Origin of the sequence: Shewanella seohaensis, assembly GCF_023283775.1 — a bacterium.
Taxonomy (GTDB): Bacteria; Pseudomonadota; Gammaproteobacteria; order Enterobacterales; family Shewanellaceae; genus Shewanella; species Shewanella seohaensis.
Genome location: NZ_JAKILE010000013.1, coordinates 124,861 through 139,307, shown reverse-complemented (window position 1 = coordinate 139,307; position 14,447 = coordinate 124,861). Strand labels below are relative to the sequence as shown.

Sequence of the window (14,447 nt, the reverse complement as noted above, 5' to 3'; positions counted from 1 at the left end):
AAGTCCTTTTGCCTTGGAGATGAAGTTCTACAAGATTAGTCGTTTTTTCACCAAAAATCATGGTGTTTATTCAGCTCGGTTGAGGTTTAGCGTATGAATAATCGCGGGTTTGATTTTATGCCTGCAACTTTATAGCGAGCATGGTTCTAGCGGCAAATATCTTGTGGGATGAAGGTGAGAGCGGTTTGGATGTTGAGGCGCAGGCGAGTTTGCCTCTTTTAGGGGAGTGTCAACGCACCACTATGGTGCGTTGACGACAGTAACGAAAGCTTAGAGCGCCAAGGTTAAAATATCGCGGCTCATGGCGGGATCGATATTGCCATGTTCGCCTAGGGCAACCATGCCATGCTGCTTAAGCTGAGTGACGACAGCATCGACAGCTTCTTTACCTAAATCGTAGGCAGATAAGTGGGTTGCAATGCCCATGGATTCGAAGAAGGCTTGGGTTTTCGCAATCGCGGCCTCAATACGTTCATCTTCCGAGCCGATGTTGATGTGCCACACTCTGTCAGCAAACTGCAGTAGCTTCTCACGCTTAGCGGCCTTAGTGCAGCGTAATAATGCTGGTAATACAATGGCTAAGGTGCGGGCATGGTCAATATCATACAAGGCTGTGAGTTCATGACCGATCATGTGTGTTGCCCAGTCGTGCGGTACACCCGTCGCAATCGTGCCATTGAGTGCCATAGTCGCGACCCACATCAAGTTAGCGCGGATATCGTAATCTTCTGGCTGTGTGAGTGCCTGTGGCCCTAGTTCAATCAAAATTTGCAGCAAGCCTTCGGCGAATCTGTCCTGCACCGCCGCATTGACCGGGTAGGTGAGGTACTGCTCTGTGATATGCACAAAGGCATCGACCACGCCGTTCGCCACTTGTCTTTCTGGCAGAGTGAAGGTCTTAGTTGGGTCGAGGATTGAGAATTGTGGATAAACCAAGTCGTTACGGAACGGCAGTTTAGCTTTCAACGACTTACGGGTCACCACGCTGGCGTTGTTCATCTCTGAACCCGTCGCAGGCAAGGTTAATACCGAGCCAAATGGCATGGCTTTAGTCACATTCGCGCCCCAGTTGGTGAGGATATCCCAAGGCTCGCCTTCAAATACCGCTGCCGCCGCAACAAATTTAGTTCCATCGATCACAGAACCGCCGCCGACTGCGAGTAAAAAGTCGATGTTTAATTCACGAACTTGCTCTACAGCCTGCATCAGGGTTTCGTAGGTTGGGTTAGGTTCGATTCCCTCGAACTCGACCACGAAACGATCTCCAAGCGCATGTTTGACTTCGGCTAATGTGCCAGTGCGTCTGGCACTGCTACCGCCAAATAACACCATGACTCTGGCATTGCTTGGTACTAAAGTATCAATTTCAGCAATGGTGTTTTTACCAAAATGGATTCGTGTTGGGTTGTAGTAGGCGAAATTGAACATACTGCTATGTGTCCTATGGTTGGAAAATGATTTTAGTAGACCAGTCGTCTAGATTTTGTTTGGCTACTAAATGATAAATCAAGCCGAAGAGGCGATATTTCATTGTTCATTAACGGGTTGCGGATTAATTGGTGTGCCAGTGTTGCTGGCATTAACCCATGGTTTTGGTCTTTAAAATAGATTCGGTCATTGCAAGGGCGCGCTCTAAAGCTGCGCGGCTATGGCCGAGTTTATTCATCAAACTGGCGCCGAGCCACATGTGATACAACAACTCTGCTGTTGCCTGGGCATCCTGCTCACAGATGGATTTATCGGCAATCCCCACTTGAATGCACTGGGTTAAGCGCTCAATGATGCCAGCCGACCCCTTTAAAAGCACAAGGCGCATGGCCTCAGAGAGATCGGCCACCTCAGCACTTAACTTAACGACTAGGCATTTTTGATCGACACAACCGTCCTGCTGTACGTGCAACCATCTTTGCCAGTATTGTATTTGGCGCTCAAAGCCAGAGAGTTGAGTCTCGTTAAACAGGCCATCAAGCTCAGCTTGGTATTGCTCGAAATACCCAGCTAACAAGGCCTCACCGAATTGCTCTTTGGATTTAAAATAATGATAAAACGAGCCTTTAGGGACTTGGGCGGCCTTGAGTAATTGGGCTAAGCCTAGGCACGAAAAGCCTTGTTTGAGGATCAGTGAGTATCCAACGTCGAGAATATGCTGACGCGTCGATTGGGTTTCAGTTTTCATGACGAAGGATCATAAAGTATATTAGACCAGTCGTCTAGTGGTCTAGTTTGCATCAACACAAAAGCGCTAACGATTAAGGAATGCCTAAGCTGGTTAAGCATTCCTCAGCAAGAGTATTACAGGTAGCTACAGCAATACTCGGCTATCGCATTGTTGCGGATTTTGAAGCTGACGTTGGCCGCGAGCTCAAATTGACTGCCTTCGCTAAAGGTTTGCCAGGTTGTGTTATTTGGCAGTAACACCTCGAAACTGCCGCTGGTAACCTGCATGATTTCCCCTTGAGAGGTGGAAAACTCATATTCTCCAGGGAGAACCACGCCTAAGGTCTTTTTGCTACCATCGCTGAAAAATACACTGCGGCTGGCAACTTTACCCTCAAAGTAAATATTGGCTTTTTTCGCGACTGAGACTTGCTCGATTAACTCCATGTTACGCTCCCATTTGTGCAGATGTGAATTTGTATTCAATTTGATGTGATTTTTATTCTCTCGTCAATGTGAAAATTTTCATCGTCAACGTCATGTATCACTTAACAACTCTATTTCTATTGCCGCTTATACATTTCAATAAAATATGCATAAAAGCACCTGAGCAAGGTTAATGGTTATTCAATTAGCGAGTTGCGTACTGAATAAAAAAATGGTCTCACTTGGTTGAGGTTTCAATCTTCACCTATAGTTTTAACGGTAGTTGTTTTGCCAGTAATTATGGAATCTTGAGTGCGACAAGGAGTGTCTCCATGGGATTTACGCGTAAAATTCAACTGATTAGTCTGTTGATCGTTCTGTTACCTCTGATCCTATCGACAGCGATAGTGACCTATCTTGCCAAAAATGAGTTATTTGCAGAGGCTCAATCCCGTTTGGTGGCCGTTAGAGAGATTAAACAGCGGCAGATCAACGGTATGTTTCAAGATTTCTCAGATAACTTACAGTCCGTTAGCGCGGTGATTGCCAGCCAGCCGAATCTAGAAACCCTGAGCGATTTAGACTCAACGCTCAAATCCCTCAACAAACTGCTGGGTTTTTACGATCTGTTTATCATCTCCGATGACGGTACGGTTTTTTATACTGTGGCGAAAGAGCCTGATTACGGAACCAATCTGCGTACAGGGCCCTATCGTTCTTCAGGACTTGCACAACTCTTCGATAAGGCGCTCGCGACATCGGACACTGTGTTTTTACAGGATTTTTCCGCCTATGCACCATCAAACGGACAAGCGGCCGCCTTTATTGGCCAAGGCATTCAATACCATGGACAGCATATTGTGGTGGCGGCACAGGTTTCTATTGAGCGGATCAACCGCGTGATGCAGATCCGCGAAGGGATGGGGGATTCGGGGGAAACCTATCTCATCGGCCCCGATAATCGAATGCGTTCTGACTCTTTTCTTGACCCCATCAATCGTACCGTATCTGCCTCCTTTGCAGGCTCGGTCGCTAAAAATGGTGTCGACACTCTGGCGGTGACAGCTGCGTTAGCTGGCAAAGAGGGGGTTATGCAGGTTTATGATTACAATCATAATCTGGTTCTCTCAGCCTACTCGCCTGTCATTGAAATGGGGCTCAAATGGGGCTTAATGGCCGAGATTGATGTGAGTGAAATTGCCGCGCCTGCCTATCATATGATGTATATCGGGCTGATGGTGTGTGCCTTGTCTGTGGTACTGGCGATCGCGGCGGCAAAACTGGTGACCAGCTTTGTGCTTAAACCTCTGGGCGGTGAGCCCGAGGATATGTGTCATTTGACTAGTCTTATCGCCTCCGGGGACTTAACCCATAGTCTCTCCCACGCCCATGCCGATAATCATTTAATGAGCTGGCTGGCGAGGATGCAGACCAAATTAAAGGAAATTATTAGCCAATTGGTGGGGATGGGCCACGAGCTAGAGTCTGCCGCGGAGCAAAATTCTGCGGCTATGTGTCAAGCCGATTGCAGCATTCAATTGCAGGCGAAAGAGACCGATATGTTAGCCACGGCCGTAGAGGAAATGAGTTATGCTGCCGCCGAAATCAGTACCAATACACTGAAATCCTCCGACGAGGTGGCCTCTTGTACTCAATCGAGTGGCATTCTTTCACAAAATCTTGCGAGTACTCGCCAAAGCTTACAGGTGACACTAGCAAGTTTTGCCGCCATTCATCAGCAGGTCGGAAATCTTGAGGCTGATAGCCAGAAAATCGGCAGTGTGTTGGATGTGATTAATGCGATTGCCGAGCAAACCAATCTGTTAGCCCTCAATGCGGCGATTGAAGCTGCCCGAGCAGGCGAGCATGGGCGTGGATTTGCGGTGGTGGCCGATGAAGTGCGGCAACTTGCGGTGAAGGTACAAGAGGCGACGCAGGACATTGGAAAGGTATTGCAGGGGATCCAGCAGCAATCGGGTGTGCTGGCGCAGCATAGTGTGACTTGTTCGTCTGAGGCATCTAAAACGGCAGAGGATGCCGAAGGCATGCAAGCGGCGGTGGATGATATTGCTATGCGGCTCGAAACACTCAAAGCCTTAATGGTCCAAACGGCAACGGCCGCAGAGGAGCAAACCACAGTGTCGGCGACGATAGCCCAAGGCATTGCAGGTCTCAGCGCGGCGGCGGAGGAAAATAGCGCGGCCATCAGCCAAGTGGCCGCGAGCACCCGCAGCCTGTTAGGGCTAGCAAACCAACTTGGTTTAACAACGGCTCAGTTTAAGGTCTAGAACGCAGTGCCAAGCATAGGTAAGCAATGCCGAGCATTCGCCGTTCTTGCAACTGGATGACTGTTATTGCTGCGCCGTTTGTTATGCATCCGCCAGAAAGGATTATCTGGCGGATTTTTTCTTTAGGGCGACGATTAATCTTGAAAGCTAACGCTTACGCCAGATCGTCATCTCTGAAATCGAATGCTGGAATTTACGCTTGGTTTCGCGGATAACGAAGGGGATTTCTTTCACCGCGACCAGTTCAAATTGGCCTATCAAGGTTTCGGTTAACCCATCCAAAGTAGTGAAGTTCTCCCCTTTGACTTTAATCCCCCCAAGCCATTTATCCTTTGGCGTGTAGTCTTCGAGCCAGGTATAGGGCGAGGCGATAACTAGATATCCTCCTTGGTTGATGCGTTGTCCAATACTGGTGAGGAAATGTTGAGGGTCGTTCAATCTGTCGATGAGATTTGAGGCATAGACCAAATCGTATCCGGTGTAGATTGGTTTGAGATTACAGGCATCCCCTTGGATAAAATTGACTTTTTTGGCTTCGCCAAGGTATCCCAGTTTAGCAAGGCTGGCACTCTTGAATTCCTGTAAGTCTCCCTCGGTGCGAATGGTGTAGCGTTTTTCGCCTTGTTCGGTCAGAGCGTAAGCCTGCTGGATAAAGCGCGCCGAAAAGTCGATGCCATCCACGTGGTCGAACACTTTGGCTAACTCAAAACTAGCGCGTCCGACTGAGCAACCTATATCTAAGGCTTTGGTGGTGTGCTCAAGTTGGATCTCGTTGAGTGCTTGTTGTACCCCATTAACACAAAAATTAGGCACACCAAAGTACTCGGCGCCATAGTGGAATTCTAAATACTGGGAAATCAGTTCATCGGTTTCGTACACATTGACCTCGGCCATTTGTTCTGGATTTTGCAACGATTCGACGTAACGGAATCCGGCATGTTGATAAAAGTGACGCCTAAAGGCGTAGCGTGAGGCTGCAATGGCTTCATTGCCCGTTGAAATCCACGAACCGCCCTTAATCAGATTGTGCTTGCCATCGAAGGTGGGGGTTGAAAAATCATCGTAAAGCGGATGTACAGCAAAACCATTAAAACCGTCGATAGCGGTTTCAGTCCATTGCCAGACATTGCCGACAATGTCATAAAAATCATTGTGTTTAAAGCGGTTCACCGGGCAGGAAGAGGCGTAATAAGCCAGCGAGATATTGCCTGGAACTTCATGCCAATCGGGGGCATCGCTCGGTACATTTTCCCGCAAGATATACCACTCGGCCTCGGTGAGCAGGCGAATATTGCTCTGGCTTTGGCGCGCCTTCCAATTGCAAAAGGCCTTAGCTTCGAGTTGATTGACTTCGACGGGCCAATTGAGCGGCAAAGGGATTTCGCTGGTGAGGTTACGTTGCCACCATTTATCATCACGGCGACGCCAAAAGCGCGGCATTTGGGCTTGGGTATACGCCAGCCAAGCTTGGCCTTCCTCATTCCAATAATCTTGAGTTTGATAGCCTCCCGCTTCGACAAAGGCTAGGTATTCTTGATTGCTCACTAAGTACTTTGAGGCTTTAAAGTCGGCGACTTTAAAACTCTTATTACCGTATTCGTTATCCCAGCCATAGGTGTTGTCTTGCTCTTTTTTGCCTAAGGTGATTTTTTTACCCGCCACGGCAAGCAGTTGATTGGGTTCGGCGCTACCAACATCCTGACATTCTGGCCACTGGGAATTAGCACTCACATCCTCTAATGGAAGCTGGCGAATAATGGCGGAAGAGGTCTCTAAGTGAATGCGCTCGTGTTCTATGCCCATCAAGATGACCCAAGCGGGGCTGTCTTGGCTGATCGGCAGAGTGATTGGCATGGTATCAATCAGTTGATTGACGACCTGTTTGACTTGATCCCGATAACTCTTTACCTCTGCGACACTTGGCCATTGATAGTGGGTTTCGTCGAGGTCATCCCAAGACATTTCGTCCACACCGATGGCAAACATAGATTCAAAGTGATCATTCACTCGTTCATCGAGATACTTACCCAGCTTGAGTTTATTAATATAAAAAGTGGCGGTATGGCCAAAGTAAAATATTAGCGGATGGCGCAGTGGTTCGGCTTTAACGTAATAAGCCTCGTCATGCTTTATCAGCTCGAAGAGGGATTCATAGAGTGCCCAAGTTTGATTGAAGTATTGTTTAAGCTCTTGACGTTTCAGCGCCTCATTCTCACCCGTAAGTTTGAGTGTTTGCAAAACTGGCATATTCGATTTCTCCATAGGGCAAGCTGGTGCCATAGTGGTGGCTATGGGTTGTCAGGCTCAATACGTGGCGCGGGTTTATTGGATCACTCTATCAACAAAATGTGGCAGTTATTGAGCTGTTTTTTCAAGCTAACAGAAAGTCCGCATGGCTCCAATCATTAACTCGAAGTACAGCATATGACCTTATCGGCATCATTTTTATTGCAGTTATGCGGGTTACAGCTTGAGGGGAATTGTCTGCTGAAGGTTAAAATTATTTTATCCCTGACCAGTATTTTATCTGCCAAGGTTAAGGCAGAATGTTCTCGTCCGTAAAATTATTATGCAGGATATAACGGGATGGCAATGAACGCATTATGGATACCCGCTTGGTATGAGCTTGATCCGTCGATCGTTGTGGGCGTGACTGAAGAGTTTGTATTTCATAAACCCGCTACCAATGAGGCACTGAGATTTTACAGCGGCGCGAAAGAAGCTGATGCAGTGAAAGCGACAGGCGCAATTTCAAGCATTCATCACAAAGTCTTGGGGGATATTGAAAGTGTTGATGCTCAAGGGCTTGATTATACGGTTGTGTTAAAAGATGGTCGTCGTTTATTGGTGAACGCAGAGGAAGATCCTGGCCTCATTTACGAATGGGTGGATGACAGTTGGCAACCTTCGGAGATGGTGATCCAAGATTGGCAACTGGATGTAAAGTTTACCTCGCTTTCTCCCTTTAAGATGATCGATTAACCAACATCCTATTGTTCGGAGCAGTTAGGCTCAAAGTGTTGAACCGACTGCTCCTCAAATAACGCCTTTAATAACTGATATTCATGCTGAATCTTCGCGACATAGGCGTCATGAAACTCCAACTCGCTAAACTCTTCTAAACATTGTCGATAACGACGCAGTTGCTCTTGTCCATCAATATCTTGATGTAGCCAGTCGATAAGCATACGAATTCCTTTCGTCTTTCATCCTTGAAGCGCCAGCTTAACCTTTTTCTAATCTAGTGTGGGATGGCATTTGATGACACTTTTATGAATAAATGTCTAAAAATCACACATCGAAGGATATTTTTATTATTTATCAATAGATTGGGTGATTGCATTTAACGTTTAAGTTGCCTGGTGGGTTAACTCGCTGAATTCAAATATGGATAAAGTCTTACAGCAAAAACTACTATTGGCTGCCGTGATGGGGTTCAACACCTTGATAGCGGCGATTGTGTCACCTGAGGTTTTGGTCTAGATTGAGGGCTCTTTTAACCGAGTCATCGCCGAGAGTTAGCGCGGTCTGTTCTTTCATTATGGAGTCCTGTCATGGCAAATATTTTGCTGGTGGCCAATCTTAACTGTGACCGAGTGTTGATCCTCGATAAACCATTGAAAACGGGCGGGCGCTTTCATTATCAAGATGGCGGACAAAGGCTAGGTGGTGGTGGCGCCAATACTGGGCTTGGACTGGTATGGGCGGGCCATAGAGTTGCACTGGTGAGCCAAGTCGGGCGGGATGAAATGGGCGACTGGGTCATCGCAGAGGCGAGTACTCAAGGGCTCGATTGTCGTTTAGTGCAGCGCCGCGCGGGAAATACCTGTGAAATGTTACTGGTGATGACGCCCGATGGTGAGCGCACCATCATTCGTCCGCAGCGGCCAGTTTTTGAGTTATCGGTACCACCCAAATGGCAGCATTGGGATGCGCTGTATTTTAATACCTCGGCTGAGGGCACGGTCAGTTGGGCGAAAACCGCACTGGATCACTGCCTTGTGATCGCACAACTGGCGAAGGATGACAGGCCGCGCCCTTGCCACGTGTTACTGGCTTCTGTGAGTGATATGCATGGCCGCTGTGATGTCGCTTCTTGGGATTATGGCGTGAGCATTGGCGGAGAATCATTACGTTATTTTGTTGTCACCGACGGTGTGCGTGGCGCTAAGGTGTATACCCGAGACGATGTGCAGCATGTGCCGGCTGTGCCTGCTGAGGTAGTCGATACTACAGGAGCGGGAGATGCCTATGCCGCAGGGCTTATTCATGGCTTATGTGCGGGAAAAACCATTACCGAAGCTATGGCCGAAGGCGCGATTTGGGCAGCATTTGCCGTGGCCACCGACAGCTCTATCCCCGGTGAAGCATTGAAACACTATTTAGAAGGTTAGAATGGCTGATTAGCCTCAATGTGACGTCCAAGGGAAGTCATCTTTCTGTCATCTAGGCTTGCTAGAGTGTGTTCAGTGACGAATAGCTCTTGTCCCTTAACGTTTTCTTGTGCTTTTCTCCCATTTTGTTGGTTCGCATGTTTGCCCCGTTTCCCAACGGGGCATTTTTTTAGCTCGAATAATGTTATTCCGTTACCGAACATTCATATTGTGGAAATATTGTGCGGTTGGCGAGGGTTTACGTTAACATTCAGGCAACGCATCTCGTTGAAATAGAATAATAAGCCTGCCGTTGTTGGAGTTGGAAATGGGCAATCACGTTTGGAATGATAAAAAGAAGTTTATTTGGTTGCTGTCAGTATTGTTGCTGGTGGCCTTTTTAGTCACTAGTGGCATTAGTTATAAAGTGGCCCATGACTCTTTGAGTCAGCAGATTGAGAGCAATACTTTACCCTTAACCAGCGACAATATTTATTCTGAAATTCAACAGGATCTGCTTCGTCCCATCTTTATCTCCTCGCTTATGGCGCAGGATACCTTTGTGCGTGACTGGATGTTAAACCACGAACAAGAACCCGAAAAACTGATCCGTTATCTCAAGGAAATCCAAGATAAATACGATACAGTCACAAGTTTTTTTGTCTCGGAGCAGAGCCGTAATTACTACCACTCTTCGGGAGTCCTAAAGAAAATTCAAGATATCAACCCAAACGATGCCTGGTATTTTCGTGTACGTTCGTTACCCGAGTCAGAGCATTACGAGATTAATATCGATGCCGATACGGCGGATCGGACTAAGACAACCGTATTTGTTAACTACAAGGTTTTTGATTTTGAAGGTAAGTTTATTGGCGTCACCGGTGTCGGCCTTGCGGTTGAAAAGGTCAAGGCGCTGATCGAGCTCTATCAGAAACGTTACAACCGCCGGGTATTTTTCACCGACAGGCAGGGCAACGTCACCCTCCATGGGGATGAATATGATGGTGCCGATTCTTTGCAGACTACCGCCGGACTTGAGCTGCTGGCTACGCGGATTTTAACCAGTCCGAGCGCGGCCTTTAGCTATCAACGCAACGGTAAAACGGTCCACTTAAACAGTCGCCTCGTGCCTGAATTCAAATGGTATCTTATCGTTGAGCAGGAAGATGTGCCGCAGGAGCAAGAGCTGCTGAATACCTTTTGGGGTAACTTGGGCTTAAGTTTATTGGTGACAATTGGGATTTTACTGATTTCAAACATGACCTTAGGTCGTTATCAGCGCAAACTGGAGGTCATGGCCTCAACCGATAAACTCACCGGCGCCGCTAATCGCCAAGTGTTTGAAGAGTATTTCCATCAGGCATTAGAGAAGGCAAAGCTGTCCAAACAAGCGATTTCAATCCTCCTTGTCGATATCGACCACTTTAAAAAAGTGAACGATAGCTATGGTCACAGCATTGGTGACTTAGTATTAAAAACCGTCACTAACCTGCTGCGTAGTCAGTTAAAAGAGCAGGATGTACTTTGCCGTTGGGGCGGCGAGGAGTTTATCGTGTTATTGCCTGAGATGGATCTAAGTCATGCCGCTGAATTAGCCGAGCATTTCCGTGATTTAATTTTCCAGCGCGAATTAAAAGTCAATGGTGTGCACATCGCTATCACTGTGAGTATTGGGGTTGCCGAATACCAAAAACTTGAGCCAGCGGAAGATTTGATTAAACGAGCGGATCTCGCCTTGTATCAGGCGAAAGAAGCGGGGCGCAATCAAGTGGTTCTCAATCAGTAGTATGCTGTTATGATGGCCAAATCTGCCAAGGATTGTTTTGCTTAACGCCGCGTTTAGTAGCTGAGCCGTGCGGGCAGCGTTCGGTGACGGATAGCGATGAAGTAGGAGTTATAAATGTCGACCTTGTTGGTAAATAGATTATCGGGTTTGTATTTAGGGGCGGTTCTGCAAGAGATTGACGGTGTTTCTACTGGCATCGACGGTAAAAAATCGGCGCAGCAGTTGCGAGTGAATGTCGATCATGTCGAAGGCGATGCGCAAGCCGATCCTAAGCACCATGGCGGACTCGACCGAGTGCTGCATCATTTTCCCCGCGAGCATTATGGTCAGTACCGTCGTTGGGATTTAATCACCCAACTTGAAGATGCGCCGAGCATGGGTGAAAACATCAGCACGGTTGGTTTGAATGAAACTGAGGTCAATATCGGCGATATCCTGCAAATCGGTGCCGTCACAGTGCAGGTGACTCAGCCGCGTTCACCTTGCTTTAAATTGAACCTGCAATTTGGCCATAGAGATTTTGCCCTCGCCATGCAGCAGAGTCAGCTATGCGGTTGGTTTTACAGAGTATTAGCCCCAGGTGTGATTCAGCTAAACGACAGGATAGAATTAGTCGAGCGTAAAACCGATATCAGTGTTGCCGAGGCCATGGCGTTGTACTTCTCACCCGAATACGATGCCAAAGCCTATGATAGACTCGCCTCCTGTGAAGGGTTGGCACAAAGCTGGGTCAATAGCCTGCAGCGGCGCTTAGCGACACAGCAAGTCGAAGATTGGCAGATGCGCTTATATGGGCCAAAAGGTAAATAAACTTTATTTTTCAAACGATAATACAGGGAAAGTGTAATGATAGAGTCAGTGACTAAGAGTGAAAGAGATTTTGGCTTACTGGTGTATGCCTCCAGTTTAATCGGTTATTTAGTGCCATTAGGCTCGATTCTCGGACCACTGATTATGTGGTTGATGAAACGTGAAGAGTCGGCTTTTGTCGACCAATGCGGCCGTAGTTGCTTGAACTTTAAATTAAGTCTGTTGATCTATGTGATTATCAGCGGATTGTTAGCCTTTGTGGGCATTGGGTTTGTCTTCTTGATCATCCTCGGTATCCTCGACTTGGTTTGCACTATCCTTGGGATCATTAAGGCGAGCGAAGGGCAAGTGTATCGTTATCCGCTGACGATTAAGTTCCTTTCCGATAACTAATTGCTAAAGCGATTCAATAAAAAACACCTTAGGGAGAGACTCGCTAAGGCGTTTTTGTTTGGTTTCAATCCCTCTTGGGCTTACACCTTAAACTTCGCCACTAAGGTGTCTAAGCGGTGGGCGAGTTGATTTAGCGCTAAGCTCGCCTGTGCCGCAGCCTGTGCCGTGCTGGCGGTGCGCTGGGTGATCTCGTTAATTTCGGTCACGTTGCGGTTGATGTCTTCCACTACGGTCGATTGCTCTTCCGTCGCAGCGGCTACTTGAATGTTCATATCGCTGATCAGGCCAATACGGTCACTAATGCCTACCAGAGATTGACTGGCCTCATCGACGGCGGCCACCCCTTCGTGGGAGCGCGCACGGCTTTGGGCCATGGCATTCACCGCTCGGCTGGCCTCGGATTGCAACTTGTCGATCATACCTTGGACTTCGTTGGTCGATGCGGCGGTGCGCGATGCCAGATTACGGACTTCATCGGCTACCACGGCAAAGCCTCGTCCCGCCTCACCAGCACGTGCGGCTTCAATCGCGGCGTTTAGGGCTAACAGGTTAGTTTGCTCCGAAATCGCGCGGATCACATCGAGAATGCCGCCGATAGACTTGGTATGAGTCGCGAGGGATTCAATCACTTCACCAACTTGTTCCACATCCTGAGAGAGCTGATTGATGGTATCCCGAGCACGGGTCACTACCACTTGGCCGCTATTGGATTCGGTATCGGCATCTTTCGCCGCAACAGCAGCTTGGGCGGCGTTGCTGGCGATTTCATTCACAGTGGCACCCATCTCATTGATGGCGGTCACTACCATCATAGTGCGATCTTTTTGCTCATGGCTGTCTTCAAGGGTTTGCTGCGCCTGATTAGACACATCCTTCGCCGAGAAGCCGAGCTGTTCGCTGGTCTGTGCAACTTCAATCACTGAGTCTTGGATTTTGCTGATAAAGCTATTAAACCCTTGTGCCAGTTGGGCAATCTCATCTTCACCTTTAACGGGGAGGCGCTGACGTAAATCGCCTTCACCTTCGCCGATATCACGGAACATTGCCGCGACTTGTGCGATTGGGCGGCTTACTGAACCGGCCACCACAATCGCCAGCATGATAAAGCCTGCGGCAATGATTAAGGTCCAAATTAAGATCTGGTAGGCGGCATCCGTTAGCAGGGCGAACACTTCGGCTTCGGGCACTTGTGCCACGAGATACCAATCCATGGAGGGAATATAGCTGCTGGCTACGAAGGTATTTTCACCTTGGATTTGGGTATCGATCAGGTTGAAATCATTACGATTGAGTAATGAGCTGATGTTGGCGCCCGAGTACAAGCTCTTGAGGCTGCTCTTGCCAATTTGGCTGGCGTCGGGATGCAGTTTTACCTCGCCTTTGGCATCGACTAAGTAAACAAAGCCAGTTTCTTCAATCTTAAAGGAGCCCAGTAGACGCACCATATCATCGAGGGATTTGGCGAGGCCAACGAGTCCACGGCCATTAGGTTGCTGATAGTTGATAAAGAGTTTTACCTCGCCATTGGCTTCGGTAAAGACGTTAAGCATCCGCTCTTGGCCGCTGTCGCGATAACCAAAAAACCAACCGTCCTGCGCTGGGGTGAGTACACGTAAAAAACCATCCTGAGTGTAGTAGGCGGCGGTTTGTCTATCGGCGTAGGAGGCTTGAGCCAAATGATATTGGCGGGTGATATCCTTCAGCTGGGCAACGACTTGCGGCTCTTGCTCCTGCGGACGACCGTTTTCAAGCCATTGCAGTAACATACGACTGCTGGCGAGTTGTTCGGCGGCATTCATTAAGCTCGAAATATCTAGCTCAATCTTGTTGCGGATCTGCATCATTAGGCTGGGCATTTCCGACCCGAGCATACGCTGCTGTACCACGCTTTTTGCACTACGTTGGCTGAGGACGCCCACGAGTATGGTCGACAGCAGCACAGCAAATGTCACTGTCAGCAGGATTTTCTGCTTAATAGTAAGGTTATTAAATATCATAAATATCAATATGCCTGTGTTAGACGTTTAGAAATATCGGTCGACGTTTTCTAGCCAATAACAAGTATCGGACAGAAATGTTAAAAGTTAACCTTTGTTTAGGTCGAATGCCGAATAAAACAGCGTACAAGACATTTATTAGGCCTAACCTGTTGCTCTTGCGGTAGATCTTGTTATGTAGAGTATAGATGGAAATGAGTTGCTGATTTGGAGCATG

General features: G+C 47.9%; 12 protein-coding genes. 6 read left to right on the top strand and 6 right to left on the bottom strand.

Annotated features, from left to right (window positions below; genetic code table 11):
• Positions 1 to 270: 270 nt before the first annotated feature.
• From L2713_RS15480 to ppnP, 3 genes are all read right to left on the bottom strand, one after another.
• A complete protein-coding gene (locus L2713_RS15480) occupies positions 271 to 1,428 on the bottom strand; it encodes an iron-containing alcohol dehydrogenase (RefSeq protein ID WP_248968486.1) in 1,158 nt (385 codons plus the stop codon).
• 151 nt (positions 1,429 to 1,579) lie between these two features.
• Positions 1,580 to 2,176: a TetR/AcrR family transcriptional regulator gene (locus L2713_RS15475; protein WP_248968485.1), complete on the bottom strand. Its 597-nt coding sequence runs from the start codon at positions 2,174 to 2,176 to the stop codon at positions 1,580 to 1,582.
• Between the two features lie 116 nt (positions 2,177 to 2,292).
• The gene (ppnP, locus tag L2713_RS15470; RefSeq protein ID WP_086903933.1) at positions 2,293 to 2,604 is read right to left on the bottom strand and encodes a pyrimidine/purine nucleoside phosphorylase; all 312 of its coding nucleotides are present in this window, start codon (positions 2,602 to 2,604) and stop codon (positions 2,293 to 2,295) included.
• A 311-nt stretch (positions 2,605 to 2,915) separates the two neighbouring features.
• Here ppnP and L2713_RS15465 point away from each other — a divergent pair, with 311 nt between their 5' ends.
• Positions 2,916 to 4,871 carry a methyl-accepting chemotaxis protein gene (locus L2713_RS15465; RefSeq protein WP_248968484.1) on the top strand — a complete coding sequence of 652 codons (1,956 nt, stop codon included), beginning with the start codon at positions 2,916 to 2,918 and terminating at the stop codon, positions 4,869 to 4,871.
• A gap of 147 nt (positions 4,872 to 5,018) precedes the next feature.
• Here L2713_RS15465 and ovoA read toward each other — a convergent pair whose 3' ends face one another.
• Positions 5,019 to 7,118 carry a 5-histidylcysteine sulfoxide synthase gene (gene ovoA, locus L2713_RS15460; RefSeq protein WP_248968483.1) on the bottom strand — a complete coding sequence of 700 codons (2,100 nt, stop codon included), beginning with the start codon at positions 7,116 to 7,118 and terminating at the stop codon, positions 5,019 to 5,021.
• 339 nt (positions 7,119 to 7,457) lie between these two features.
• Between ovoA and L2713_RS15455 the strand changes: the two genes are divergently transcribed.
• Entirely contained in the window at positions 7,458 to 7,853 is a 396-nt protein-coding gene (locus tag L2713_RS15455) for a hypothetical protein (RefSeq protein WP_086903936.1), read from the top strand.
• Positions 7,854 to 7,861: 8 nt separating this feature from the next.
• Here the strand turns inward: L2713_RS15455 and L2713_RS15450 are convergent, their stop codons facing one another.
• Positions 7,862 to 8,059, bottom strand: a complete 198-nt coding sequence (locus L2713_RS15450; protein WP_086903937.1) for a hypothetical protein — start codon at positions 8,057 to 8,059, stop codon at positions 7,862 to 7,864.
• 366 nt (positions 8,060 to 8,425) lie between these two features.
• Here L2713_RS15450 and L2713_RS15445 point away from each other — a divergent pair, with 366 nt between their 5' ends.
• The 4 genes from L2713_RS15445 (at position 8,426) to L2713_RS15430 (ending at position 12,233) form a co-directional block, all read left to right on the top strand.
• Complete coding sequence (locus L2713_RS15445) at positions 8,426 to 9,265, top strand: PfkB family carbohydrate kinase (RefSeq protein WP_086903938.1); 840 nt, start codon at positions 8,426 to 8,428, stop codon at positions 9,263 to 9,265.
• A gap of 307 nt (positions 9,266 to 9,572) precedes the next feature.
• Positions 9,573 to 11,030: a sensor domain-containing diguanylate cyclase gene (locus L2713_RS15440; RefSeq protein WP_248968482.1), complete on the top strand. Its 1,458-nt coding sequence runs from the start codon at positions 9,573 to 9,575 to the stop codon at positions 11,028 to 11,030.
• Between the two features lie 114 nt (positions 11,031 to 11,144).
• On the top strand, positions 11,145 to 11,840 hold the full coding sequence (locus tag L2713_RS15435; RefSeq protein WP_248968481.1) for an MOSC domain-containing protein: 696 nt from the start codon (positions 11,145 to 11,147) through the stop codon (positions 11,838 to 11,840).
• A 36-nt stretch (positions 11,841 to 11,876) separates the two neighbouring features.
• Positions 11,877 to 12,233: a DUF4870 domain-containing protein gene (locus tag L2713_RS15430; RefSeq protein ID WP_248968480.1), complete on the top strand. Its 357-nt coding sequence runs from the start codon at positions 11,877 to 11,879 to the stop codon at positions 12,231 to 12,233.
• 80 nt (positions 12,234 to 12,313) lie between these two features.
• Here L2713_RS15430 and L2713_RS15425 read toward each other — a convergent pair whose 3' ends face one another.
• Entirely contained in the window at positions 12,314 to 14,230 is a 1,917-nt protein-coding gene (locus L2713_RS15425) for a methyl-accepting chemotaxis protein (RefSeq protein WP_248968479.1), read from the bottom strand.
• Positions 14,231 to 14,447 lie beyond the last annotated feature (217 nt).

Bases quoted from the DNA above. Each gene is read 5' to 3' on its own strand.
- L2713_RS15480 (WP_248968486.1), bottom strand. From the start codon at position 1,428: ATGTTCAATTTCGCCTACTACAACCCAACACGAATCCATTTTGGTAAA.
- L2713_RS15475 (WP_248968485.1), bottom strand. From the start codon at position 2,176: ATGAAAACTGAAACCCAATCGACGCGTCAGCATATTCTCGACGTTGGA.
- ppnP (WP_086903933.1), bottom strand. From the start codon at position 2,604: ATGGAGTTAATCGAGCAAGTCTCAGTCGCGAAAAAAGCCAATATTTAC.
- L2713_RS15465 (WP_248968484.1), top strand. From the start codon at position 2,916: ATGGGATTTACGCGTAAAATTCAACTGATTAGTCTGTTGATCGTTCTG.
- ovoA (WP_248968483.1), bottom strand. From the start codon at position 7,118: ATGCCAGTTTTGCAAACACTCAAACTTACGGGTGAGAATGAGGCGCTG.
- L2713_RS15455 (WP_086903936.1), top strand. From the start codon at position 7,458: ATGGCAATGAACGCATTATGGATACCCGCTTGGTATGAGCTTGATCCG.
- L2713_RS15450 (WP_086903937.1), bottom strand. From the start codon at position 8,059: ATGCTTATCGACTGGCTACATCAAGATATTGATGGACAAGAGCAACTG.
- L2713_RS15445 (WP_086903938.1), top strand. From the start codon at position 8,426: ATGGCAAATATTTTGCTGGTGGCCAATCTTAACTGTGACCGAGTGTTG.
- L2713_RS15440 (WP_248968482.1), top strand. From the start codon at position 9,573: ATGGGCAATCACGTTTGGAATGATAAAAAGAAGTTTATTTGGTTGCTG.
- L2713_RS15435 (WP_248968481.1), top strand. From the start codon at position 11,145: ATGTCGACCTTGTTGGTAAATAGATTATCGGGTTTGTATTTAGGGGCG.
- L2713_RS15430 (WP_248968480.1), top strand. From the start codon at position 11,877: ATGATAGAGTCAGTGACTAAGAGTGAAAGAGATTTTGGCTTACTGGTG.
- L2713_RS15425 (WP_248968479.1), bottom strand. From the start codon at position 14,230: ATGATATTTAATAACCTTACTATTAAGCAGAAAATCCTGCTGACAGTG.